This is a genomic window from Actinokineospora sp. NPDC004072 (genome assembly GCF_053604195.1).
Map to the genome: position 1 here is coordinate 104,985 of NZ_JBSGHB010000003.1, position 24,112 is coordinate 129,096.

23 protein-coding genes are annotated in these 24,112 nt (G+C 73.4%); 4 read left to right on the top strand and 19 right to left on the bottom strand.

The window, feature by feature from the left end:
• Positions 1-52 precede the first annotated feature (52 nt).
• Positions 53-1,039: a helix-turn-helix transcriptional regulator gene (locus ACWEPX_RS05280; RefSeq protein ID WP_451895841.1), complete on the top strand. Its 987-nt coding sequence runs from the start codon at positions 53-55 to the stop codon at positions 1,037-1,039.
• Here ACWEPX_RS05280 and ACWEPX_RS05285 read toward each other — a convergent pair.
• Both ACWEPX_RS05285 and ACWEPX_RS05290 read right to left on the bottom strand, forming a co-directional pair.
• The gene (locus ACWEPX_RS05285; protein WP_451895842.1) at positions 1,018-1,800 is read right to left on the bottom strand and encodes an ABC transporter permease; all 783 of its coding nucleotides are present in this window, start codon (positions 1,798-1,800) and stop codon (positions 1,018-1,020) included. The two genes, ACWEPX_RS05280 and ACWEPX_RS05285, sit on opposite strands and share 22 nt — an antisense overlap.
• Positions 1,797-2,723 carry an ATP-binding cassette domain-containing protein gene (locus tag ACWEPX_RS05290; protein ID WP_451895843.1) on the bottom strand — a complete coding sequence of 309 codons (927 nt, stop codon included), beginning with the start codon at positions 2,721-2,723 and terminating at the stop codon, positions 1,797-1,799. Before ACWEPX_RS05290 ends, ACWEPX_RS05285 begins: the two co-directional genes overlap by 4 nt.
• 86 nt (positions 2,724-2,809) lie before the next feature.
• Here ACWEPX_RS05290 and ACWEPX_RS05295 point away from each other — a divergent pair, with 86 nt between their 5' ends.
• The gene (locus ACWEPX_RS05295) at positions 2,810-3,811 is read left to right on the top strand and encodes an endonuclease/exonuclease/phosphatase family protein (protein ID WP_451895844.1); all 1,002 of its coding nucleotides are present in this window, start codon (positions 2,810-2,812) and stop codon (positions 3,809-3,811) included.
• 67 nt (positions 3,812-3,878) lie between these two features.
• On the opposite strand, the gene ACWEPX_RS05300 is transcribed toward ACWEPX_RS05295, so the two are convergent.
• Positions 3,879-6,422 carry an ATP-dependent Clp protease ATP-binding subunit gene (locus tag ACWEPX_RS05300; protein ID WP_451895845.1) on the bottom strand — a complete coding sequence of 848 codons (2,544 nt, stop codon included), beginning with the start codon at positions 6,420-6,422 and terminating at the stop codon, positions 3,879-3,881.
• Between the two features lie 331 nt (positions 6,423-6,753).
• Here ACWEPX_RS05300 and ACWEPX_RS05305 point away from each other — a divergent pair, with 331 nt between their 5' ends.
• Positions 6,754-7,569 (top strand): (2Fe-2S)-binding protein, encoded by an 816-nt coding sequence (locus ACWEPX_RS05305; RefSeq protein ID WP_451895846.1) that lies wholly within the window; start codon positions 6,754-6,756, stop codon positions 7,567-7,569.
• On the opposite strand, the gene ACWEPX_RS05310 is transcribed toward ACWEPX_RS05305, so the two are convergent.
• From ACWEPX_RS05310 to lysS, 3 genes are all read right to left on the bottom strand, one after another.
• Positions 7,559-7,948 carry a hypothetical protein gene (locus tag ACWEPX_RS05310; RefSeq protein ID WP_451895847.1) on the bottom strand — a complete coding sequence of 130 codons (390 nt, stop codon included), beginning with the start codon at positions 7,946-7,948 and terminating at the stop codon, positions 7,559-7,561. The genes ACWEPX_RS05305 and ACWEPX_RS05310 overlap by 11 nt on opposite strands.
• Before the next feature lie 146 nt (positions 7,949-8,094).
• Positions 8,095-8,442 (bottom strand): histone-like nucleoid-structuring protein Lsr2, encoded by a 348-nt coding sequence (locus tag ACWEPX_RS05315; protein WP_451895848.1) that lies wholly within the window; start codon positions 8,440-8,442, stop codon positions 8,095-8,097.
• Positions 8,443-8,549: 107 nt separating this feature from the next.
• The gene (gene lysS, locus ACWEPX_RS05320; RefSeq protein ID WP_451896166.1) at positions 8,550-10,004 is read right to left on the bottom strand and encodes a lysine--tRNA ligase; all 1,455 of its coding nucleotides are present in this window, start codon (positions 10,002-10,004) and stop codon (positions 8,550-8,552) included.
• Positions 10,005-10,110: 106 nt separating this feature from the next.
• On the opposite strand from lysS, the gene ACWEPX_RS05325 reads away from it, so the two are divergent.
• Entirely contained in the window at positions 10,111-10,851 is a 741-nt protein-coding gene (locus ACWEPX_RS05325) for a class I SAM-dependent methyltransferase (RefSeq protein WP_451895849.1), read from the top strand.
• Here the strand turns inward: ACWEPX_RS05325 and ACWEPX_RS05330 are convergent.
• The 13 genes from ACWEPX_RS05330 to ACWEPX_RS05390 form a co-directional block, all read right to left on the bottom strand.
• Positions 10,848-11,624 (bottom strand): type III pantothenate kinase, encoded by a 777-nt coding sequence (locus tag ACWEPX_RS05330; RefSeq protein WP_451895850.1) that lies wholly within the window; start codon positions 11,622-11,624, stop codon positions 10,848-10,850. The two genes, ACWEPX_RS05325 and ACWEPX_RS05330, sit on opposite strands and share 4 nt — an antisense overlap.
• Positions 11,625-12,101: an aspartate 1-decarboxylase gene (panD, locus tag ACWEPX_RS05335; RefSeq protein WP_451895851.1), complete on the bottom strand. Its 477-nt coding sequence runs from the start codon at positions 12,099-12,101 to the stop codon at positions 11,625-11,627. It lies immediately after the preceding gene.
• An 8-nt stretch (positions 12,102-12,109) separates the two neighbouring features.
• Complete coding sequence (gene panC / locus ACWEPX_RS05340) at positions 12,110-12,970, bottom strand: pantoate--beta-alanine ligase (protein WP_451895852.1); 861 nt, start codon at positions 12,968-12,970, stop codon at positions 12,110-12,112.
• Positions 12,967-13,866, bottom strand: coding sequence for a Rossmann-like and DUF2520 domain-containing protein (locus ACWEPX_RS05345; protein ID WP_451895853.1), 900 nt, complete (start codon positions 13,864-13,866; stop codon positions 12,967-12,969). The genes panC and ACWEPX_RS05345 overlap by 4 nt, the downstream gene beginning before the upstream one ends.
• A gap of 97 nt (positions 13,867-13,963) precedes the next feature.
• Positions 13,964-15,103, bottom strand: coding sequence for a PrsW family intramembrane metalloprotease (locus ACWEPX_RS05350; protein ID WP_451895854.1), 1,140 nt, complete (start codon positions 15,101-15,103; stop codon positions 13,964-13,966).
• Between the two features lie 61 nt (positions 15,104-15,164).
• Positions 15,165-17,987 (bottom strand): DUF6779 domain-containing protein, encoded by a 2,823-nt coding sequence (locus ACWEPX_RS05355; RefSeq protein WP_451895855.1) that lies wholly within the window; start codon positions 17,985-17,987, stop codon positions 15,165-15,167.
• Between the two features lie 46 nt (positions 17,988-18,033).
• Positions 18,034-18,498: a DUF3180 domain-containing protein gene (locus ACWEPX_RS05360; RefSeq protein ID WP_451895856.1), complete on the bottom strand. Its 465-nt coding sequence runs from the start codon at positions 18,496-18,498 to the stop codon at positions 18,034-18,036.
• Positions 18,495-18,989 (bottom strand): 2-amino-4-hydroxy-6-hydroxymethyldihydropteridine diphosphokinase, encoded by a 495-nt coding sequence (folK, locus tag ACWEPX_RS05365; RefSeq protein ID WP_451895857.1) that lies wholly within the window; start codon positions 18,987-18,989, stop codon positions 18,495-18,497. The genes ACWEPX_RS05360 and folK overlap by 4 nt, the downstream gene beginning before the upstream one ends.
• Positions 18,986-19,360, bottom strand: coding sequence for a dihydroneopterin aldolase (folB, locus tag ACWEPX_RS05370; protein WP_451895858.1), 375 nt, complete (start codon positions 19,358-19,360; stop codon positions 18,986-18,988). Before folB ends, folK begins: the two co-directional genes overlap by 4 nt.
• Positions 19,339-20,217, bottom strand: a complete 879-nt coding sequence (gene folP, locus ACWEPX_RS05375; RefSeq protein WP_451895859.1) for a dihydropteroate synthase — start codon at positions 20,215-20,217, stop codon at positions 19,339-19,341. Before folP ends, folB begins: the two co-directional genes overlap by 22 nt.
• The gene (gene folE, locus ACWEPX_RS05380; protein WP_451895860.1) at positions 20,217-20,840 is read right to left on the bottom strand and encodes a GTP cyclohydrolase I FolE; all 624 of its coding nucleotides are present in this window, start codon (positions 20,838-20,840) and stop codon (positions 20,217-20,219) included. Before folE ends, folP begins: the two co-directional genes overlap by 1 nt.
• Positions 20,841-20,883: 43 nt before the next feature.
• Positions 20,884-23,172, bottom strand: a complete 2,289-nt coding sequence (gene ftsH / locus ACWEPX_RS05385) for an ATP-dependent zinc metalloprotease FtsH (RefSeq protein ID WP_451895861.1) — start codon at positions 23,170-23,172, stop codon at positions 20,884-20,886.
• Positions 23,173-23,360: 188 nt separating this feature from the next.
• Positions 23,361-24,110: an ESX secretion-associated protein EspG gene (locus ACWEPX_RS05390; RefSeq protein WP_451895862.1), complete on the bottom strand. Its 750-nt coding sequence runs from the start codon at positions 24,108-24,110 to the stop codon at positions 23,361-23,363.
• Between the last annotated feature and the right edge of the window lie 2 nt (positions 24,111-24,112).

A 24,112-nucleotide genomic window follows, 5' to 3' on the forward strand; every position in this document is an offset into this window, starting at 1 on the left:
CCTCCCAGCGAAACATGACATCTCTTGTCAGGTATTCGCATAGGGTTTGCCCATGCGCGCCGACCGGTTGGTCTCGCTGGTTCTGCTGCTGCGGCAGCGCGGTCGGATGTCGGCGGCGGCGCTGGCACGCGAGCTGGAGGTCTCCACCCGCACGGTCCTGCGCGACATCGAGGCGCTGTCGGCCGCGGGCGTCCCGGTCTACGCCGAGCGCGGCCGCAACGGCGGGTTCGCGCTGCTGCCCGGCTTCCAGACCGAGCTGACCGGCCTCAACCACGACGAGGCGCTCGCCCTGCTGGTCGCCGGGTCGCGGCGCGGGGCGCAGGCGTTCGGCCTGGGCGCGGCGCTCGCCTCGGCCATGCGCAAGGTGGTCGACGCGCTGCCCGAGGACCACCGGGCGACCGCGGCGGGCGCGGCGCAGCGGTTGCTCATCGACCCCGAGACCGACCTCCTCGCCCGCAAGCAGCCCACCGAGGAGGCGCCTGAGGCGCCCGACGCGGTGGTGGCGGCGGTGCGGCGCGCGGTGTTCGCCGGGCGCAGGCTGCGCATCCGCTACGCGCCCTCCGGGCAGGCCCCGCGGTGGCGGACTGTGGACCCGATCGGGCTGGTCACCGCGCACGGCCGCGGCTACCTGCTGGCCACGCGCTCCGGCGAGGACCGCACCTACCGGCTGTCCCGCATCTCGGCGGCCGAGGAGCTCGACGAGCCCGCGCAGCGACCGGCCGAGGTCGACCTGGACCAGGCGTGGCAGGAGCGCAGCACCCGCTTCCGCGCGGGCGGCGACCAGGTCGCCGCGCTGGTGCGGGTGGCGCCTGCGCGGCGGGCGGAGCTGGTGGCCACCGCGGTGGCCGTCCGCGCCGAGGAGGCCGACGCGGACGGCTGGCTGCGGCTGGACGTGTCCTTCCAGGACGGCAGGCACGCCGAGTGGGCCCTGTGGCAGCTCGGCGCGGACGCCGAGGCCCTGACCCCGCCCTGGCTGCGGACCGCCCTGCACGAGCGGGCCGCCGCCCTCGCCGCCCGCTACGCGACCCGCTTGCGGTAGGCGCGCAGGGCCAGCGGGAAGAACACCGCCACCAGCCCGACCGCCCAGAGCGCGGCCCACCCGGTGCTGGCCAGCCAGTCGCCGCCGAGCAGCAGGCCGCGGGCGGCGGTGGCCAGGTGGCTGACCGGGTTGATGTCCACCCACGCCTGCAGCCAGCCCGGCATCGTCTCGGCGGGGACGAACACGTTGCTGCCGAAGGTCAGCGGGAGCACGAACGCCACCAGCGTGCCCGGCACCGCCTGCGGCGACTTGACCAGCATGCCCACCCACACCGAGATCCAGCACAGGCACAGCCCGAACACCAGCATCAGCGCCACGGCGATGAGGAACCGGCCGGGATCGGTGGTGACCCGGAAGCCCAGCAGGTAGGCGAACCCGAACAGCACCACCAGCGTCACGATGAAGCGCACCACGTCGGCCAGGACCGCGCCGACCAGCGGAGCCGACCGGGCGATGGGCAGGCTGCGGAACCGGTCGAAGACGCCCTTGGTGATGTCGGTGTTGAGCGCCATCCCGGTGCCCAGGCTGGCGAAGACGGTGTTCTGGACCATGATCCCGGGCAGCACGAACTGCAGGTACTCGTCGGTCCCGCCGGAGATCGCGCCGCCGAAGAGGTAGACGAACAGCACCAGGAACAGGATCGGCTGGACGGTCACGTCCAGCAGCGACTCGGGGTTCTTGCGGATCTTGCCGATGCCGCGGGCGGCCAGGACCAGCCCGTGCCGCAGCCCGGCTGCTGGTCCGATGTGGAGGGTGGTCATGCGCGGCTCCCGGTCAGGCTGAGGAAGACCTCGTCGAGGCTGGGCAGGCGCAGGGCCAGCTCGTCGGCGGTGATCCCCGCGTCGTCGAGCCTGCGCACCACCGTGGACAGCAGGACCGGGTCGGCGACGCCGACGGTGAGCACCCCGGTGTCGGCGTCGACGTGCGGCTCCACCCCGGCCACCTCGGCCAGGATCGTCGAGACCGCGGGCACGTCGGCGGCGACGGTCGGGCGCACCTGCAGGGCTTGGGCGCCGGTCTTGCGCTTGAGCTCGTGCGGCGTCCCGGTGGCGATCACCCGGCCGTGGTCGAACACCGCGATGAGGTCGGCGAGCTGGTCGGCCTCCTCCAGGTACTGCGTGGTCAGCATGACGGTCACCCCCTCCTCGACCAGCCGCCGCACGATCGCCCACACCTCGTTGCGGCTGTGCGGGTCCAGCCCGGTCGTCGGCTCGTCCAGGTAGAGCACCTGCGGCCGCCCGACCAGGCTCGCGGCCAGGTCGACGCGCCTGCGCATGCCCCCGGAGTAGGTCTTCACCGGCCGCTGGGCCGCGTCGGTGAGCTCGAAGCGGGCCAGCAGCTCCGCGGCGCGGTCGCGGGCGTCGCGCAGGCCGAGCAGCCTGCCGATGAGCACCAGGTTCTCCAGGCCGGACAGGTCCTCGTCCACCGAGGCGTACTGCCCGGTCAGCCCGATCAGCGAGCGCACGGCGGTGGCCTGGGTGACCACGTCGTACCCGCCGACGCGGGCGGTCCCCGCGTCGGCCCGCAGCAGCGTCGCCAGGATGCGGACGGCGGTGGTCTTGCCCGCGCCGTTGGGCCCCAGGACGCCGAGCACCTTCCCGGTCGGCACGGCCAGGTCGACCCCGTCGAGGGCGACGGTGTCACCGAAGCGCTTGACCAGCCCTTCGGCTTCGATCGCGTACATCGTGTGCTTCTCCCTTCACGCGACCTCCACAGTCCCCACCCGCGCTGTCAACGCCCGCACAGCGCGCTGTCAGGCATCCTGATGGCATGCGCACGGCCGAGATCGACGCCCCCGCCCCGCAGGGGCCGCCCCGCCGCACCAGGAGGCGCCGCTGGGTCACGGTCCTGCTGGCGCTGCCGGTGCTGCTCCTGCTCGGGGTCACCGCGATGCGGCTGGTCGGCATCGACGGCAACCGGTACGCGGTGGCCGTGCTCGCGCTGACGCCCTACCTGGCCGCGGCCGCCGCGCTGGTCGCGCTGCTGGCGCTCATCGCCCGCCGCCGGGTGCTGCTGGTGGGCGCGCTGGTCGCCACCGTGTCGCTGGGCGCGGTGCTGGTCCCCCGCAGCCTCGACGACGGCGCCCGCATCGGCGACGGGCAGCGCCTTCGGGTGATGACCGCCAACCTGCTGCACGGCAGCGCCGACGCCGCCGCGCTGCTCGCCCTGGCCCGCGACTCCCGGGTGGACGTGCTGGCCCTGCAGGAGCTGACCCCGCTCGCGGTCGAAGCGCTGGACGCGGCGGGGATGCGCGGGCAGTTCCCGTACCAGGTGCTGCGCGCGGAGGCGGGCGGCTCGGGCAGCGGCATCGTGGCCACCGTCCCGCTGCGCCAGATCGTGCTGGTGGAGGAGTCCACGTTGGAGCAGGTCGCCGTGGTGGCCGACCTCTCCGGACCCACCGACGTGGAGATCCTGTCGGTGCACGTGCTGCCCGGCGTGCTCAGCGCCGACGCCTTCACGACCTGGAAGCGCGAGCTGGCCGAGCTGCCCGCGCCGGACGCGGAGGGCCGCCCCCGCATCCTCGCGGGCGACTTCAACGCCACCCTCGACCACCCGGCCCTGACCCGGCTCATCGACCGCGGCTACGCCGACGCCGCCGAGCTGACCGGCGAGGGCCTGCGCCCGACCTGGTCGCAGGCCCCGTTCGGCCCGCCGGTCACCATCGACCACGTGCTGGTCGACCGCCGCATCACCGCGGCCTCGGTGGCCGTCTACGACCTCCCCGGCAGCGACCACAACGCCGTCGTCGCCGAGCTGGTCCTGCCCCGGTAGCCGCCCGCGAACGCGGAACCGCCCCCCGAGGGAGGTCCTCGGGGGGCGGTTCAGCTCGCGTGCGGTGCTAGTCGGCCGACTCGGCGGAGTCCTCGCCACCGGCCGCGATCTCCACCAGCGGGGAGTCGGGGACGCGGTCGCGCTTCTCGCCGCGGAAGACGAACTTGGCCTTGTCCGCGCTGGCCTCCTCGCCGTCCCAGCCCTCGACGTCGGTGATGATGATCTGGCCGGGCTCCAGCTCGCCGAAGAGGATCTTCTCCGAGAGCTGGTCCTCGATCTCGCGCTGGATCGTCCGGCGCAGCGGGCGGGCGCCCAGCACCGGGTCGAAGCCGCGCTTGGCCAGCAGCCGCTTGGCCTTGTCGGTCAGCTCGAGGGCCATGTCCTTGTTCTTGAGCTGGGTCTCCACCCGGCCGATCATGAGGTCGACCATCTTGATGATCTGGTCCTCGGTCAGCTGGTGGAACACGATGATGTCGTCGATGCGGTTGAGGAACTCCGGGCGGAAGTGCTTCTTCAGCTCGTCGTTGACCTTGTTCTTCATCCGCTCGTAGTTCGAGCCCTGGTCGTTGCCCGAGGTGAACCCGAGGCCCACGGCCTTGGAGATGTCCTGGGTGCCCAGGTTCGAGGTGAAGATGATCACCGTGTTCTTGAAGTCGACCGTGCGGCCCTGGCCGTCGGTCAGGCGGCCGTCCTCCAGCACCTGCAGGAGGGTGTTGTAGACCTCCTGGTGGGCCTTCTCGATCTCGTCGAACAGCACGACCGAGAACGGCTTGCGGCGCACCTTCTCGGTGAGCTGGCCGCCCTCCTCGTAGCCGACGTACCCGGGGGGCGCGCCGAAGAGCCGCGAGGCGGTGTAGCGGTCGTGGAACTCGCCCATGTCGATCTGGATGAGCGCGTCGTCCTCGCCGAAGAGGAAGTTCGCCAGCGCCTTGGACAGCTCGGTCTTGCCGACACCGGAGGGGCCGGCGAAGATGAACGAGCCGGACGGGCGCTTGGGGTCCTTCAGACCCGCGCGGGTGCGGCGGATGGCCTGGGAGACGGCCTTGACCGCGTCCTCCTGGCCGATGATGCGCTTGTGGAGCTCGTCCTCCATGCGCAGCAGCCGGGAGGTCTCCTCCTCGGTCAGCTTGAACACCGGGATGCCGGTCCAGTTGGCCAGCACCTCGGCGATCTGCTCGTCGTCGACCTCGGCGACGACGTCGAGGTCGCCGTCCTTCCACTGCTTCTCCCGCTCGGCCTTCTGGCCCAGCAGCTGCTTCTCGGTGTCGCGCAGCTTGGCGGCCCGCTCGAAGTCCTGCGCGTCGATCGCGGACTCCTTCTCCCGGCGCACGTCGGCGATCTTCTCGTCGAACTCGCGCAGGTCCGGCGGCGCGGTCATCCTGCGGATGCGCATGCGCGCGCCCGCCTCGTCGATGAGGTCGATGGCCTTGTCCGGCAGGTAGCGGTCGTTGATGTAGCGGTCGGCCAGGGTCGCGGCGGCCACCAGGGCGGCGTCGGTGATCGTGACGCGGTGGTGCGCCTCGTACCGGTCGCGCAGGCCCTTGAGGATCTCGATGGTGTGCTCCAGCGACGGCTCGCCCACCTGGATCGGCTGGAAGCGGCGCTCCAGCGCCGGGTCCTTCTCGACGTACTTGCGGTACTCGTCGAGGGTGGTCGCGCCGATGGTCTGCAGCTCGCCGCGGGCCAGCATCGGCTTGAGGATGGAGGCCGCGTCGATGGCGCCCTCGGCCGCGCCCGCGCCGACGAGGGTGTGGATCTCGTCGATGAACAGGATGATGTCGCCGCGGGTCTTGATCTCCTTGAGCACCTTCTTCAGGCGCTCCTCGAAGTCACCGCGGTAGCGGGAGCCTGCGACCAGGGAGCCGAGGTCGAGGGTGTAGAGCTGCTTGTCCTTGAGGGTCTCGGGCACCTCGCCCTTGACCACCATCTGGGCCAGGCCCTCGACGACGGCGGTCTTGCCGACGCCGGGCTCGCCGATGAGGACCGGGTTGTTCTTGGTGCGGCGGGACAGCACCTGCATGACCCGCTCGATCTCCTTGGTCCGGCCGATGACCGGGTCCAGCTTGCCCTCCCGGGCGGACGCGGTGAGGTTGCGGCCGAACTGGTCGAGCACCAGGGACGAGGACGGGGTGCCCTCGCCGCGGCCACCGGTCTCGGCGGCCTCCTTGCCGGTCTGGTAGCCCGAGAGCAGCTGCAGCACCTGCTGGCGGACCCGGTTGAGGTCGGCGCCGAGCTTGACCAGCACCTGGGCGGCCACGCCCTCGCCCTCGCGGATCAGGCCGAGCAGGATGTGCTCGGTGCCGATGTAGTTGTGGCCGAGCTGCAGCGCCTCGCGCAGCGACAGCTCCAGCACCTTCTTCGCCCGCGGGGTGAACGGGATGTGCCCGCTGGGCGCGTGCTGCCCCTGGCCGATGATCTCCTCGACCTGCTGGCGCACGCCCTCCAGGGCGATCCCCAGCGATTCGAGCGCCTTGGCGGCGACACCCTCACCCTCGTGGATCAGACCCAGGAGGATGTGCTCGGTGCCGATGTAGTTGTGGTTGAGCATCCGGGCCTCTTCTTGGGCCAGGACGACCACCCGCCTCGCGCGGTCGGTGAACCTCTCGAACATTCTCACTCCCTGACTGCTGCGCCGGCGGCCCTTCTCCACCCCTTCGCAGTGGATTCAGCACCGTGGGACCACTGTAGTAGGCCGGGCCGCCACGCTCAGTGCCGCAAGCGGCCCAAGATGGCAACATCAGCCGGACGGAGGCCCCGTCACCCTGGATAACGTGCGGTGACCGGTCTGGATTCCGCTGTCCGCTCTCCGCGAACAGCTCCCGATACCCGACTGTGGTCTACCCCACCTCGGCCGCGACAGGCGGATGTCAACGCGCCTCGCTAAGGTTAGGCATGCCTTATCAGTCGGCAGGGGTCCCGAGCGCGCGCGGACGGCGCCGTCGATGACCCTCGACTCCAGCATCCGCCCGGCGGCCCGCTCCGGCCACCGCACGTTGCCCGAATCACTCGGCGTGGTCAACGGGCGGCAGGCGCGCGTCGAGGTGCGGTACGGGCTGCCCGGGGCGCCCGGCTGGGTCACCTGCGCCAGCTTCCTGGCCACCCCCGACGCCTTCCCGCGCTGGCGGGCCGCGCTGGCCAGGTGGCTGCGCGACCAGTACGACGACGCCCCGGACCAGACGACCGCGGGCTACGTCATGACCTGGTACCTCAGCGTCCCGGCCTACGTCGGCGCGCTGCTGTTCCACCACGAGCGCCGGGTGCCGTCGCTGCGCCCGGCCGACCTGGCCTTCCGCACCGCCTACCCGCGCCCGCACCCGGGCTCGGTCGCGGTGCTCTCCCCCGGCTTCGCCTGCCTGCCCGACGACCCGGCCGCGGGCCTGCCCGACGTGGTGGTGCTGCCCGACGAGGCCGCCCTGGCCGGGCTGCTGCGCGGGCGCTTCGTCGAGCACGCGCGCCGCTTCATCGATGTCTACGCCCCGCAGGTCCGCCTGGGCAGGCGCACGCTCTGGGCGGCGGCGACCGACGCGCTGGACAGCGCCCTGTGGCAGGTGGGCCGCCACGGCGGCGACGAGGGCGCGGGCGTGCTGGACGCCGCCCTGGTGCTCGACGCGGGCGTCGCGCCGCTGACCTCGGGGTCGACGCTGCGCACGGCCGCGGACGGGTGGACGCGCAGGCGGGAGAGCTGCTGCTTCCACTACCTGCTGGAGCGGGGCGAAGGCCCCTGCGGCACGTGCCCGCGGGTGCTGCCTAAGCGGTAGGCGGGCCGTACGGCCCCGGCGGGTAGGGCTGGGGGCCGCTCGGCGGGCCGTAGCCGTAGGGCGCGGGCGCGGGCTGGGCGGCCTGCCGCGGGCGGGGCTGGACCATCCCGTTCAGGGCCGCGGCCCCGACCATCGCGCCGATGCCGACCAGGCCGACGGCCGCCGCGGAGATCGCCTGGGTCTGGAGGACCGCGACCGTCCCGCACCCGGGCGAGGGCACGTCCCGGTAGCCGCCCCCGGCGGGGTCCTGGACCTCGGTCAGGTAGCAGCGGGCGTCGACGTCGTCGAAGGTCTCGACCGCGAAGGCCACGGCGATCGCGCAGGCGACCAGCCCGGCGAGGATGAGCAGGGCTTGGACGATGCGGACCACGATCGACATGGCGCAGAAACTAGCGGAGCGCCGATGCGCCCGGGCCCGGTTGCCGACAACCGGGCCGCGTGCCGGGCGGTGACGCGGCGCACACCATTTCGGGTGAATGCGCTAAGGGCCGCCGCGCACCCGCGGCGGCCCTTGCCGAACGGCGCTCAGGCCTGCTCGTTGTAGGCGTCGAGGACCTCCGAAGGGATTCGGCCCCGGTCGGACACCTTCATGCCCTGCTTGCGCGCCCACTCGCGAATTGCCTGGTTCTGCTCGCGGTCGGCCGAAGCCGTGCGCGGGGCGCGGCCCGCGGCCGCCTTGCCCACCGGGCGCTTGCGGCCGCCGGAACGGCGGGCGTGGTCGACGAAGTCGGCCAGGGCCGAACGCAGGCGCTCGGCATTCTTGCTGGACAGATCGATCTGATAGGTCGCCCCGTCGAGTGCGAACTCCACGGTCTCCTCGGCCTCGGAACCGTCGATGTCGTCGACGAGCGAAACCGTGACCTTCTGCGCCATAGCGCCTCCCTCAGGCTGAAATGTGCCGGCTCAGCGTCGCGGCCACCAGTAGAAATACTCCCTGGGGGCAGGCTAGCGCAAATCAGCGGGAATGTGTTAGACCGGGGTCATTCGGGCCGGACGAGGGGGAACAGGATGGTCTCCCGGATGCCGAGCCCGGTCAGGGCCATCAGCAGCCGGTCAATGCCCATTCCCACCCCGCCGCTCGGTGGCATTCCGTACTCCAACGCGCGCAGAAAGTCCTCATCGAGGGCCATCGCCTCGTCGTCGCCGGATGCCCCGAGCCGGGCCTGCTCGGTCAGCCGCCGCCGTTCCTCGACCGGATCGACCAACTCGGAGTAGCCGGTGGCCAACTCGAAACCGCGGACGTAGAGGTCCCACTTTTCGGCCACGCCCGGCTGGGACCGGTGTTCGCGCGTCAGCGGTGAGGTCTCGACGGGGAAATCCCGAACAAAAGTCGGCGCGTGCAGGTGATCGCCGACGAGATGCTCCCAGAGCTCCTCGACCAGCTTGCCGTGGCCGAGCGCCGGGTCGTGCTCCAAGCCGACGGCCGCGGCGTGCTTGCGCAGCTCGGCCACCCCGGTCTCCGGGGTGACCTCGGCTTCCAGCGCCTCCGACAGCGACCCGTACATGGTCAGCGTCGTCCACTCACCCGACAGGTCGTACTCCGAGCCGTCGTCGAGGGTGACCACCTCGGAGCCGAAGACCGCCCGCGCGGCCTCCTGGACCAGCTCCCTGGTCATGACCGCGTTGGTGTCGTAGGTGGCGAACGCCTCGTAGAACTCCAGCATGGCGAACTCGGGCGAATGCGAGGAATCGCTGCCCTCGTTGCGGAAGTTGCGGTTGATCTCGAAGACCTTGTCGATGCCGCCGACCACGCAGCGCTTGAGAAACAGCTCGGGGGCGATCCGCAGGTACAGATCCATGCCCATCGCGTTGGAGTGCGTCACGAAGGGCCGGGCGGCGGCCCCGCCGTGCAGGGTCTGCAGCATCGGGGTCTCCACCTCCAGGAAACCCCGGGCGTGGAAAGACTCCCGCAGCGCGCGCACAACCGCCGAACGGACCCTTACCGTCTCCCGCGCCTGGGGGCGCACGATGAGGTCGACATAGCGCTGCCGAATACGTGTTTCCTCGCCGAGCGGCTTGTGCGCGACCGGCAGCGGGCGCAGCGACTTGGCCGCCATTCCCCACTCGTCGGCGAGCACCGACAGCTCGCCGCGCCGGGAGGTGATCACCTCGCCGGTGACGAATACGTGGTCGCCAAGATCGACATCGGCCTTCCAGGCGGAAAGGGCCTCGGCGCCGACGTTGTTCAGGCTCAGCATCGCCTGCAGTTCGGTTCCGCTGCCTTCGCGCAAGGTGGCGAAGCACAGCTTGCCGGTGTTGCGCAGGAACATGACCCGGCCCACGACCGAGACCTTGTCCCCGGTGGCGGTGTCGGCGGGCAGTTCGGAATAGGCGGCGCGCACTTCGGCCAGCGAGTGCGTGCGGGGGACCTGCACCGGGTAGGGCGAGGCACCGGCGGCGAGCATTCGCTCCCGCTTCTCCCGCCGAATCCGCATCTGCTCGGGCAGGTCGTCGACGTCGGGGGTGCTCTCCTCGTTCACGGCGCAAGGGTACGAGGGCACACCCGGCAGGTCACAACCGGTATTGCCTTACGGTTGTCCGGTGGACGATCCGCAGATGCGCGCGACCAGAGCGGGTTCATTCGGCGTCAATGCCGCGACCTACGCCGAGCACCGGCCGGACTACCCCGCCGAGGCCATCGAATGGGTGATCGGCGACCGGACCAGGGTCCTGGACCTCGGCGCGGGCACCGGCAAGCTGACCGCGGGCCTGCTCGACCTCGGCGTCGACGTCACCGCCGTCGAGCCGGACCCGCAGATGCGCGCCGAGCTGAGCAGGCGGCTGCCGGATGTGCCGACGATGGACGGGCGGGCCGAGCGCATCCCGCTGCGCGACGGCTCGGTGGACGCCGTGGTCGCAGGCCAGGCGTTCCACTGGTTCAACAACCCGCAAGCCCTGGCCGAGATCACCCGCGTGCTGCGCCCCGGCGGGGTCTTCGGCGCGCTGTGGAACGCCGATGACGACAGCGTGCCGTGGGTGCGGACGCTGACCGAGCTGACGGCGACGAGCGTGGACGACCCGGCCCGGCGGACCGAGCGCAACCGCCCAGAGCACGACCTGCTCGGCGACGCCGAGGAGAAGTCCTTCCGGCACCAGCAGGTGCGCACGGTCGACTCGATGGTGGAGTCGCTGCGGACCTACTCCCACATCGCCGTCGCCCCGCCTGCCGAGCGGGACGAGGTGCTGGCCAAGGCCAGGGCGTACCTGTCCGGGCTGCCCGACTCGCGCGGGGTGTTCGTCCGGCCGCTGATCTGCGAGGCCGTGCGCGCGATCCGCGTCTAGCGCTGGTTGCGCTCGTACACCAGGCGCAGGCCGAGCAGGGTCAGGTCGGGCCGGTGGTGGTCGATGGTCGCCGACTCGTCGACCACCAGCGGGGCCAGGCCGCCGGTGGCGATCACCGTCACCGGCCCGTCGTGGCCCGCGCGGGCCAGCTCGCGGCGGATCCGGGTGATCAGGCCGTCGACCTGGCCCGCGAAGCCGTACATGATCCCCGACTGCAGGCACTCGACGGTGTTCTTGCCGATCACCGAGCGGGGCCGCACGACGTCGACCTTGCGCAGGGCGGCGGCGTGGGTGGCCAGCGCGTCCATCGAGATCTCGATGCCGGGCATGAACACCCCGCCGAGGAACTCGCCCTTGGCCGAGATGACGTCGATGTTGGTCGAGGTGCCGAAGTCGACCACCGCGCACGCGGTGCTGTGGAGGTGGTGGGCGGCCAGGGTGTTCACCACCCGGTCGGCCCCGACCTCCTTGGGGTTGTCCACCAGCAGCGGCACCCCCGTGCGCACGCCCGGCTCGACCAGCACGCGCGGCACCCGGGCGTGGTACTTGCCCAGCATGGCGCGCAGCTCCCGCAGCACGGTCGGGACGGTGGACAGCGCCGCGATGCCGGTCACGGCGTCGGCGTGCCCGCCGAGCAGGCCGCGCAGCGACAGGTCCAGCTCGTCGGCGGTGATGCGGGCGTCGGTGCGGGTCCGCCAGTCGCGCACCAGCTCGGGGCCGTCGAACAGGCCGAATGCGGTGTTGGTGTTGCCGACGTCGATGGCCAGGAGCACTTAGACCTCGGCGGCCAGGAGGGCGTCGAGCTTGGCGGCGTCGTCGGTCTCGGAGGTGGGCTCCGGCTCGGCCGCGGCCCCCGACTTCAGGCCCGAGCCCTCGGGGGCGTGCGCGGCGTCGGCGCCGAGGTGGACGATGCGGTTGTCGGCGTCGACGAAGACCACGCGCGGCTGGTGGGCGGCGGCCTCGGCGGAGTCCATCAGGCCGTAGGCGATGAGGATGACGATGTCGCCGGGGTGCACCAGGTGCGCGGCCGCGCCGTTGATCCCGATGACGCCGCTGCCGCGCTCGCCCTCGATGACGTAGGTCTCCAGCCGGGCGCCGTTGGTCACGTCGACGATGGCCACCTGCTCGCCGGGCAGCAGGTCGGCGGCCTCCATCAGCACCGGGTCGACGGTCACCGAGCCCACGTAGTGCAGGTCGGCCTGGGTGACGGTGGCGCGGTGGATCTTGGACTTGAGCATCGTGCGGAACATGGTCTCCCCTAACCGAGCAGGACCGGGACGTTGTCGATGAGCCGGGTGCCGCCGAGCCGCGCGGCGACCAGCAGCCGCGCGTCGCCGCCGGCGGGGGCCGGGCCGAGGTCGGGCGCGCGCAGCTCCAGGTAGTCGACCTCGAGCGCGGGGGTCTGGGCCAGCACGGCGCGGGCGGCGGCGACGACCTCCGCCGCGCCCCGGGCGCTGACGTGCGCGCCCGCGGCCAGGGCCGCGGAGAGGGTCACGGCGGCCTGGCGCTGCTCCTCGTCGAGGTAGGCGTTGCGCGAGGACAGGGCCAGGCCGTCGGGCTCGCGCACGGTCGGCACCCCGATCACGGCGACCTCCATGTCGAGGTCGGCGACCATGCGCTTGATGAGCGTGAGCTGCTGGTAGTCCTTCTCGCCGAAGAGCGCGTAGTCGGGGCGGACGATGTTGAACAGCTTGTTGACCACGGTGAGCACGCCCGCGAAGTGCCCCGGCCGGACCGCGCCCTCCAGCTCGTCGCCGAGCGGGCCGGGGTGGACGGTGGTGGTGGCCCCCTCCGGGTACATGTCCGCGGGCGCGGGGGTGAACACCAGCTCGACGCGCTCCTCGGCGCAGACCTCCAGGTCGGTCTCCAGTGGACGCGGGTAGCGCTCGAAGTCCTCGCCTGCGCCGAACTGCAGCGGGTTGACGAAGATGGACGCGGCCAGCACCGTGTTCGGGATGCGGCGGGCGTGGCGCATCAGCGCCCGGTGGCCGTCGTGCAGGGCGCCCATGGTGGGCACGAACGCGATCTTGCGCCCGGTGGCGCGCAGCGCGCGGGTGACCCTGGCCAGCTCGGCTGGTCCACTGTGGACGTGGAGGCGGCCGGGCGTGAAGGTCGTCATGGGGGGCCTTCCGAATCGATGGCTGCGGTGGTGTCGGGGACCAGGTCGGCGCGGAGCAGCCCGGCCGCCGCGGCGCGCTGCGCGGTCCGCCGGGCCAGGGCGCGGTAGGCCGGGAGCAGCTCGGGGGCGTCCTCGGCGAGCACCCGCACGTGCTTGCGCACCGTCCCGGCGTCGCCGCGGGCGACCGGGCCGGTGAGGGCGCGGTCGCCGTGGCGCAGGGCGTTGTCCAGCGCGGCGGCCAGCAGCGGGCCGAGCAGCCGCTCCGGCGTGCCGACCCCGCGCAGCAGGTCGGCGGCGTCGGCGACCAGCGTGACCAGGTGGTTCGCGCCGTGGGCCAGGGCCGTGTGGTAGCGCGGGCGGGCGGACTCGGGGATGCGCACCGGCTCGCCGCCCATCTCCACCACCAGCGCCTCGGCGACGTTCCAGGCGGCGTCGTCGCCGTCGGCGGCGGTGATGCCGAAGCAGCAGGCCGCGAGGCGTTCGAGGTCCTCGGGGCGGCCGGTGAAGGTCATCGCCGGGTGCAGGGCCAGGCCCAGCGCGCCGACCTCGGCCGCGGGGGCGAGCACGTCGACGCCGAAGGCGCCGGAGGTGTGCACGACGATCTGGCCCGGCCGCAGCGCGCCCGCGGCGGCCAGGCCCCGCACGGTGCCGGGGAGGGCGTCGTCGGGGAGGGCGAGCAGGACCAGGTCCGCGACAGCGGCGACCTCGTCCGGCGGGCGGACGGGGACGTCGGGCAGCAGGGTCTCCGCCCGCAGCAGCGACGCCCGGGAGACGCCTGCGGCGGCCGCGACGGTGTGCCCGGCCCTGGCCAGCGCGGCGCCGAGCACCGCACCCACCCGGCCCGCTGAGACGACTCCGACCGCCAACCTGGCTGGCCGGGTCTGACCGGCGTCCATGACAAGTCCCTTCGTTCCAGTCCCGCCGCGCGGGTACCAGACGACGCGGCGAGCGTAACCGCCGGTGACCAGGTCGGTGGTGGCCGGGTGACCAGGTTCACCGGGCCGAGGCGCGCACCGCGGCCTGCCTGGTGGCGCGCACCACGGCGACCAGGTGCGCCTCGCTGACGTCGTGCCTGCCGGTCATGCCGAGCGCGGCGGAGTGGCGCAGGAAGGCCAGCTCGCTGACGGCCGCGTGGTACTCGGCCATCAGCGCCGCGGCGGCCCGGCCGGAGCGCGCCCGCACCCGCTTGCGCCACTTGCGGCGCGCGTCGAGGCGGGAGAGGGCCTCGACCTCGTTGTCCAGGATCAGGTTCTCGGCGACCATGCCCGGCAGCGCGGCGGCGATGATCCGCTGCTCGCGGCGACGGTGCCAGGTGATGAACCAGACCGCGACGGCGAAGATCGGCACCATGACGAGGAAGTAGACCGTCAGGAAGGCGGTGCCCCCGCCCAGCGTCGCCGCGCCGTTCCAGGCCGCGTGCAGCACGACAGCGGCGAGGTAGCCCAGGACCGGGGCGGTGACCCGGTGCCGGTGCGAGCGCGCGGCGATCCCGATGCCGATCCCGATGCACGCGGTGAACAGCGGGTGGGTGAACGGGGAGAGGACCCCGCGCAGGATGAAGGCGGCCACCACGCCCGGGGAGGAGCCGTCGCCGATGCCGTACTCGGCGAAGGCCCGGCCGAAGTAGTAGATGTTCTCGGTGAAGGCGAACCCGGCGGCGACGAGTCCGGCGTAGACGATGCCGTCGATCACCCCGTCGAACTCGTGGCGCAGGAACAGGTAGATGCCGAAGACGAACGCGCCCTTGACGAACTCCTCGAACAGCGGCGCGGAGACCATCGCGCTGATGGTGTCGCCGCTGCCCTTGCCCAGCAGCAGGTCCCCGACGGCCTCGGCGGTGTTGTTGATCAGCAGCGCGGTGACGGCCGCGACGCACGCCCCCCAGCCGAAGGCGAGCCAGAGCAGCCGGGCGGGTTCGGGCTCCCAGCGGTCGATCCAGAGGAACGCCGCCACGACCGGCCCCACGGGCAGCAGCGCGGCGAGGATCCCGACGAGCTCGGCCTGCAGGCCGACCCGCGCGGTGCTGAGGGCGAGCAACGCCAGCGCGCAGCCCGCCAGCGCCAGCAGGCCCACCACGGGCAGCAGCACCGTCTTGCGGCGGGGCAGGTGCCGCTGCAGCTGATCATCGGACACGCGCCTGATAGTAGGGCTGCGCCCCGCGGCGCCGTGCCCCCTCGGTCACCCCGAGGAGTGATCAGTCCGCATCCCGCCGCCGCCTGCGCCGCGGCGCGGAACCCCCGTGTGCGGCGAGCAGCTCGGCAACCGAGGTCCCCTCGGCATGCGTGCCGTCGGGCTCGGCCTGCGCCTGGTGCCTGCGCCCACCTGCATCCGCCTCGACGGCCTCCGCCCGCTTCCCACGGGCGGGCGGGAAGACACCGGATTCAGCCGCGCGCTTGCCGCGGGCAGGCGGGAACACACCGGACTCAGCAGCCCGCTTGCCCCGCGCGCCTTCCGGCGCAGGCGGGAAGACACCCGACTCAGCCGCCCGCTTCCCGCGCGCGGGCGGGAACACACCGGACTCAGCCGCCCGCTTGCCGCGAGCGCCCTCCGGCGCAGGCGGGAAAACACCCGACTCAGCAGCCCGCTTGCCACGAGCGGCCTCCGAAGCAGAGGGGTACACCCCCGCCTCAGCCGGACGCTTGCCGCGCGCGGCCTCGGGAGCAGGCGGGAAAACACCAGATTCAGCAGCCCGCCTACCGCGAGCAGCCTCGGAGGCAGGCGGAAAGACACCCGACTCGGCCGCGCGCTTGCCACGAGCGGCCTCGGAAGCAGGCGGGAAACCACCGGATTCAGCGGCGCGGTGGCCGCGGGCAGCCTCGGAAGCAGGCGGAAAGACACCGGACTCGGCGGCGCGGTGACCGCGAGCAGCCTCGGAAGCAGGCGGAAAGACACCGGACTCGGCGGCGCGGTGACCGCGAGCAGCCTCCGGAGCAGGCGGAAAGACACCGGACTCGGCGGCGCGGTGACCGCGAGCAGCCTCGGAAGCAGGCGGAAAGACACCGGACTCGGCGGCGCGGTGGCCGCGGGCAGCTTCCGAAGCGGGCGGAAAGACACCGGACTCCGCCGCGCGCTTGCCGCGGGCAGCCTCCGGGGCGGGCGGGAAGACGCCAGATTCGGCGGCGCGCTTGCCGCGAGCGGCCTCGGGAGCGGGCGGGAAGACGCCGGACTCGGCGGCGCGGTGGCCGCGGGCGGCGTCGGCCGTGTGCGGGTCGGACGGGCGGCCTGCGGTGGCGGGCGGGACCGCACCCGAGCCGGTCGCCGACGGCCCCGGGACGGGCGGGAAGGCGCCCGACGCCGACGGGCCGTGCCCGGACGGGACGGCACCCGCCGCCGACGTGCCCTGACCGGCCGGGAAAGCACCCGCGGGACCTTGGGCCGGGGGGAAGACACCCGAGCCGGTCGCCGATCGGGCTGGGGGGAGGGATTCGGCCGCGCGCTTGCCGCGGTGCTCGGGCTGGTCGGGGGCGGTCGCGGGCGGGAAGACGGCGGAGTCGACCGCCCGGCGGCCGCGGGCGGCGTCTGCGGACGCCTGCTCCTCCCCCGGCCGCCGCGACACCACCCGGGGCGGCGCGCTGCGGTCCACCGGCCGCACACCGTGCTGGGTCGGCCCCTCGACCGGCCGCACCCCCTGCCGAGTCGCCTCGGCGTCAACACGGGCCGCGGCTGGCCGCTGGTCGGCCGCGGGCCGCGGACCGGGGTACGCATCGCCCCCCTGCGCCTCCGGCCGCGTCCGCCCCACCCGCTCACCGGCCCTGCCCGCGGAATAGGGCTCGCCCGGCGCGGTCTCGGGATGAGGACGCCCCACAGCCCGCTCAGCCTCCGGCCGCCGCCCCCGCTGGTACTCCCCCCGCGACCGCTCACCGCCCACCTCCGAACGGCGAACCCGCTCACCGGGGTAGGACTCACCCCCCGCGCCTTCCGCCAGGGGAACCCGCTCACCGGAATACTCACCCGCGCCCGCCTCCGGCCGGCGAGAGCGCTGCCCCTCATCGACCTCCGACCGACCACGCTGACCTGCATAGTCGCCCGCCTCTTGGCGGCCAGAGCGCTGCTCCTCGTCCACTTCCGACCGACGACCACGCTGACCCGGGTACTCGCCCGCCTCCGGGCGGCGAGAACGCTGCTCCTCGTCCACATCCGGCCGACGACCACGCTGACCCGGATACTCGCCCGCCTCCGGGCGGCGAGAACGCTGCTCCTCGTCCACATCCGGCCGACGACCTCGCTGACCCGGATACTCGCCCGCCTCCGGGCGGCGGGAGCGCTGCTCTTCCTCAACGTCCACGCGGCGGCCCCGCTGGCCGGGGTGCTCGGCCGCTTCCGGGCGGCGGGGGCGCTGCTCCTCCTCCGGCCTGCGGCCGGCAGCCGCCGGTCTGCTCGGCTGGGCGGGGGCTTCGGTCGGGCGGGTGGGGCGTTGGGTGCGGCGGTGTTCGCCGGATTCCCAGGAGGGGGTCCACGTCGGGTCGATGGGGCGGCTGCTGGGGGTGTCGGCCAGCCAGGGCTCCCGCACGCGCTCGATCAGGTCCGTCTTCGGGTCGCCGCCGATGCGCTTGACCGCGTCGGCGCGGCCTTCCAGGGCCTGGGCGCGCATGCGGGTGGCCTCCAGCGCGATCCGCTCGACCAGCACCTCACCGCCGAGCAGCAGCTCCAGGTGGTCGCGCATGGCCTTGAGCTCGGCGCGCAGCTCGGCTAAGTCGTCGCGGGCGCGGTCCTCGGCGGCGGCCCTGGCCTCCGCGGCCGCGGTCAGCTCGAACTCCCGGCGGGCGGCGACCTCGCGCTCCAGCTCCAGCTCGTAGATGCGCTGGGCCTGCTCGGCGTCCTCGGCCCGATCGGCGGACTGCCTGCGGTAGCGCACCGCGAGGAACGCCCCGGCGAGCGCGGCCCACAGGGCGGCGACCACGCCCAGCCGCATCCAGCGCAGCGAGTCGCTCAGCACGAGCACGGCGGTGGCGCCCGCCGCCAGTGCGAGCGCGGCCAGGAAGAGCAGCCGCGGGAGGTGGTCGTTCCGGCCGGTCATGCCGCACACCGTACCCGTCCGTTACCTCCGCGAGACCAAACGGATGTCACACCGCGTCCCGGCGCTGGTCATCGCGGTCGCGCGGGGTGCGGCAGCAGGACTCCAGCCACAGGGCCGCCGCGATCAGCACCGCGGCCGACACCGCCCCGATGACGGCGCTGGGGATGTCCCCCCGCGCCGCGGCCACCCGCCCGCTCTCGGGCACCACGTAGGCCAGCACGGCCAGCCACGCGCCCAGCATGATCGCGCCCAGCAGCGACGACGACTTGGCCAGCGCGACCGCACGCGCCGCGGTGATCGGCTGCAGCGGCCTGCCCTGCCCGGTCCCCCGCACGCGCCCGCGCAGCACGTACCCGAACACGACCTCGACGACCGCCAGCACCAGCAGCGTGACCCCGGCGAAGGTCGGCAGCGGCGGCAGCTTCCCGTACAGCAGCCGGATGAACAGGTACAACGCGACCGCCGTGACCAGCCCGGCCGACACCAGCTCCGACGCCTTGGTGAACCTCACCCGGCCCCCCGCAGGTCGATGTCCGGCCGCGCCCGCACGCCCGCGGTGTCCAACCGCGACAGCAGCTCGCGCGCAGGCCCGGCGCCTGGCACGACCGCATCCGGCTCGACGTCCAGCCAGGGGATCAGCACGGTCGCCCGCTCGGCGGTGCCCGGGTGCGGCAGCAGCAGGTCGGGGTGGTCGCTGCGCACCCCGTCGACGGTCACCACGTCGACGTCCAGCGTCCGCGGGCCCCACCGCTGCTCGCGCACGCGCCCCGACGCCGCCTCCAGCGCCTGCCCGCGGCGCAGCCACGCCCACTCGTCGGCGGCGGGGTCTTCGACGATCAGCACCGCGTTGAGGAAGTCCGGCTGGTCGGTCACGCCCCAGGGCGCGGTCTCGTACACCGGCGACACCGCGACCAGCACGTCGGCGAACCCGGCGACGGCCGCGCGCAGGTGCCCCTCCCGGTCCCCCAGGTTGGACCCCAGCGACAGCACCGCCCGGCTCATCCGCGCATCGACTTCCGCGAGCGCCGCACGGTCACCGCGACGTCGGCGAACGACAGCGGGATCGGCGCGCTCGGCTTGTGCACGGTCACCTCGACGGCGAGCACCCGCTCGTCGGCCATCTCGCCCTCGGCGATCTCCGCGGCCACGGTCTCGATCAGGTCCCGCGGCGGCCCGGCGACCACGGCGGCGGCCCGCTCGGCCAGCTCGCCGTAGTGCACGGTCTTGGTCAGATCGTCGGTCGCCGCCGCCGCTGCCAGGTCCAGCCACAGGGTGATGTCGACGACGAAGTCCTGCCCGTCGCGCTTCTCGTGCTCGAAGACGCCGTGGTGCCCGCGCACGCGCAGCCCGGTCAGCGTGATGCGATCGGCCATGTCACCTCCTGGGTCACCGGCCAGGACGCCACCCGGGGCGCCCCGCCCATCGCCGCGGCCACCGCGACCGCGTCCAGCGAGCGCCCGACGTCGTGGACCCGCACCCCCCACGCCCCCGCCTTGGCCACCAGGGCCGAGATGGCGGCGGTCGCGTCCTCGCGGCCGTCGGAGGGGCGGGCGACGCCCCCGCGGGCCAGCAGGGACCCGAGGAAGCGCTTGCGCGAAGCCCCCACCAGCACCGGGAAGCCCAGGTCGAGCAGCACGTCCAGGGAGCGGAGCAAGGCCCAGTTGTGGTCGTGGTTCTTGGCGAAGCCCAGGCCGGGGTCGAGCACGATCGCCGACTCGACCACGCCCGCGGCCAGCGCGGCGTCGACCCGGGCGCGCAACTCGTCGCGCACCTCGGCCACCACGTCGCCGTAGGTGGCCAGCGCGTCCATGTCGCGGCTGTGCCCGCGCCAGTGCATCAGCACCCACGGCGCCCCGGACGCGGCGACCACGCGCGCCATGTCCGGGTCGGCCAGCCCGCCGGAGACGTCGTTGACGATCGTCGCCCCCGCGGCCAGCGCGGCGTCGGCGACCCGCGCGCGGGTGGTGTCCACGCTGATCACCACGCCCGCGGTGGCCAGCTCGGCGATCACCGGCACGACCCGGGCGATCTCGGTCTCGGCGTCGACGCGCTCCGCGCCCGGCCGCGTGGACTCCCCGCCCACATCGATGACGTCCGCGCCGCGCTCCCACATGGCGACCCCGTGCGCGACCGCGTCGGCCAGGCCGAGGTAGCGGCCGCCGTCGGAGAAGGAGTCGGGGGTGACGTTGAGGACCCCCACCACCGCGCACCGCCCGGGCGCGGGCAGCATCACCTGGTCCGCCCGTTGATCAGCTCGATCGCCTCGGCCCGCGAGGACGGGGCGGTCTTGAGCAGCCCGCGCAGGGCCGAGGTCGTCGTGCGCGCCCCCGGCTTGCGGATGCCGCGCATGGCCATGCACAGGTGCTCGGCCTCGATCACCACGATCACCCCGCGCGGGCTCAGCTTGCGCATCAGCGCGTCGGCGATCTGGGAGGTCAGCCGCTCCTGCACCTGCGGGCGGCGGGCGTAGAGGTCGACCAGCCGCGCCAGCTTGGACAGCCCGGTCACCTGGCCGCGCTCGTTGGGGATGTACCCGACGTGGGCCACCCCGTGGAACGGCACCAGGTGGTGCTCGCAGGTGGAGTACATCGGGATGTCGGTGACCAGGACGAGCTCGTCGTGGCTCTCGTCGAAGGTCTTGTCCAGGACCGCGTCGGGCTCGGTGTAGAGCCCGGCGAACAGCTCCCGGTAGGCGCGGGCCACCCGCGCCGGGGTCTCCAGCAGGCCCTCGCGGTCGGGGTCCTCGCCGCAGGCCAGCAGCAGTTCGCGGACGGCCTTCTCGGCCCGGTCCGGGTCGAAGGCGGCGAGCGGGACGCCATCGGTCCCGCCCGCCTGCTTCGCGGTGTCACTCATCGCCAGTCTCCGAGATTGTCGCGGCGGTGCGGCCGCAACCCTCTCATTCGGACCCGCGTGCGCGCCCGTCGGAGTTGTCCTGGTCACGGGCATCCGGGCCGGGCGGGGGCGCCGCGGGCTGCCACGGCTGCCCGCCGGGCGTGGTCGCCGGGGTCCACCCGGGCGGCGCGCCGTAGTTCGGCGGTCCCGCGCCGGGCCGGTACTCGCCGTACTGCGGGGGCGAGGGGTAGCCGGGGGCGGGCGGGTAGGGCTGCTGCGGGTACGGCGGCGGGGCCCCGTTGCCGTTGCCGCCGGGCGGCAGGTCGGGGGTGGTCCGCGGCGGGCCGCCGGGCAGCTCGCCCGCGCCCGGGACGGCCGCGACCGGGGTCTTCTCCCGCTCGCGCTCGTCGTCGGGCCACGGCTCGCCGCGCTCGTGCGCCAGCTCGCGCGGGGTCTTGATCGGCGGCTTGTCGCTGGGCACCCGGTCGCCGAAGTCGTTGAACGCGGTGATGCGCGGCCGCTTCTCGACCCCGGAGAAGATCCGCTCCAGGTCCTTGCGGGTCAGCGTCTCCTTGTCCAGCAGCTCGACCACCAGCTCGTCGAGCACGTCGCGGTAGGTGTTGAGCACGTCCCACGCCTCGGTGTGCGCGGCCTCGATCAGGCTGCGCACCTCCTCGTCGATCTCGTGCGCGACCTCCAGCGAGTAGTCCGGCGCGTGGCCCATCGACCGGCCCAGGAACGGGTCGCCCTGGTCCTGGCCGTAGCGGACCGCGCCGAGCCGGGCGCTCATGCCGTACTCGGTCACCATCGCCTTGGCGATCTTGGTGGCCTGGTCGATGTCGCTGGACGCGCCGGTGGTCGGCTCGTGGAACACCAGCTCCTCGGCCGCGCGCCCGCCCAGGGCGAACACCAGCCGGGCGATCATCTCCGAGCGGGTCATCAGCTGCTTGTCGTCCTCGGGGACGACCAGCGCGTGCCCGCCGGTGCGCCCGCGCGGCAGGATGGTGAGCTTGTAGACCGGCTCCAGGTCCGGCATCGCCCACGCGGCCAGCGCGTGCCCGCCCTCGTGGTAGGCGGTGATCTTCTTCTCCTTCTCGGAGATGATCCGGCTCTTGCGGGCCGGACCGCCGATCACCCGGTCGACCGACTCCTCCAGCGCCGCGCCGGTGATGGCGGTGCCGTTGGTGCGGGCGGTGAGCAGGGCGGCCTCGTTGATCACGTTGGCCAGGTCGGCGCCGGACATGCCCACGGTGCGCTTGGCCAGGCCGTCGAGGTCGACGTCGCCTGCGAAGGGCTTGCCCTTGGCGTGCACCTGCAGGATCTTCTTGCGGCCGGACAGGTCCGGCGCGGACACCGGGATCTGCCGGTCGAAGCGGCCCGGGCGCAGCAGCGCCGGGTCCAGGATGTCCGGGCGGTTGGTCGCCGCGATCAGGATGATGCCGCCGCGGGCGTCGAAGCCGTCCATCTCGACCAGCAGCTGGTTGAGGGTCTGCTCGCGCTCGTCGTGGCCGCCGCCGAGGCCCGCGCCGCGCTGGCGGCCGACCGCGTCGATCTCGTCGACGAAGATGATGCACGGCGCGTTCTGCTTGGCCTGCTCGAACAGGTCGCGGACGCGCGATGCGCCGACGCCGACGAACATCTCGACGAAGTCCGAGCCGGAGATCGAGTAGAACGGCACGCCCGCCTCGCCCGCGACGGCGCGGGCCAGCAGCGTCTTGCCGGTGCCGGGCGGGCCGTAGAGCAGCACGCCCTTGGGGATCTTCGCGCCCAGGGCCTGGTAGCGGCCCGGGTTCTGCAGGAAGTCCTTGATCTCGTAGAGCTCTTCGACGGCCTCGTCGGCCCCGGCCACGTCGGCGAAGGTGGTCTTGGGCATGTCCTTGGACAACTGCTTGGCCTTGGACTTGCCGAAGTTGAGGACCCGGTTCCCGCCGCCCTGGACGTTGTTCATCATCCACATGAGCAGCAGCAACAGCAGCGCGAACGGGATGAGGAAGATCAGGATCTGGGTCAGGAACGAGTCCTGGGTCACCGTGGTCCGGAACTCGATGCCCGGTTTGTCGATGATCGTCTCGTAGAGCTGGGACGTCGCCCCCGCCGGGTACTGGGCGACCAGCTGGGTGACCTGCTGGCCGTCGTGCTCGATCGGGTTGTTCAGGGTCAGCTTGAGCTGCTGTTCCTTGTCCCCCAGCTCGACGGCCTTGACGTTGTTGGCCTCGATCTGCGCGACGGCTTTCGACGTGGGCACCGAGGTGTACCCGCGCGTGTCGTCGAACAGCATGCTGAAGGCGAAGTAGATCAGCAACACCGCGAGGATCCACAGCAGCGGGTTGCGCAGCAGTCGCTTTCGGTCCATTACATACGGCCGTGGGGCGGCCTCGACCCTCCCTGGACGTGCACGTGAGGGCAATGACGACCATTACCCGGCCGGGCGGTGCTCCGGTCGCTCCAGCGTACCGCCCGCGGTGGAGCCCCCACCGGTTGACGAGGGCGCCACCAAGCTCAACGGACGACGGCCCGCCGCAGTTCCCCCGCCCGCCGCGGTCAGCGCGTGACCTCGGCCAACAGCTGGCCGAGGCGGTGGCGCACGGTCTGGGCGTCGGCCGGGGCCACCGTGACCCACTCCCGCCCGTCCCGGCCGCGGCTGGTCGAGGTCAGGTAGCGGCCGTTGGGCTTGTCGAACCACGACAGGACCGGGCCGCGCACGCGACCGCCGTTGGGGTCGCGCGCGGTGACGCCGAACTGCCCGCCGCGCAGGTTGGGCTGCCCGACCAGCCGGGCGGCGGCGGCCCGCGGGTCGGACTCGGCCAGCCCGCGCACCGCCCGCGGGTCGATCGCGGCGAACTCGTCGGCGGGCAGCGACACCGACGCCTCGGCGCCGCGCGGGGCCGCGGGCAGCAGCGCCACCACCTCGGCGACCAGCCCGTCCGCGCGGACGCGGCGCAGGTGCAGGTCGTCGCCGGACTGGGTGGCCACCACGCCCGTCGCGCCCGCGGCGGCGGCGTAGACCGCCACCGCCTTGCCGGGCAGCTGGGGCAGGAACAGCGCGTCGATGGCCACGTCCGGCCGGGCGAGCACGCCCAGCCAGTCCTCCACGTGCGGCTCGACGCGGCCGTACCGGTCGATGAGCCCGCGCGCGGCCAGCTCGGCGTGCATGCGGTGGCGCAGCGCGGTGCGCTCGTCGACGGTGTCGCCGTGCGAGCGCACCTGCAGCGGGTACGGGAGCTCGCCCGCGTCCAGCGCTTCCCAGAGGAAGTCGAGGGCGAGCTGGTCCAGCGTCTCGGCCGAGGGCACGA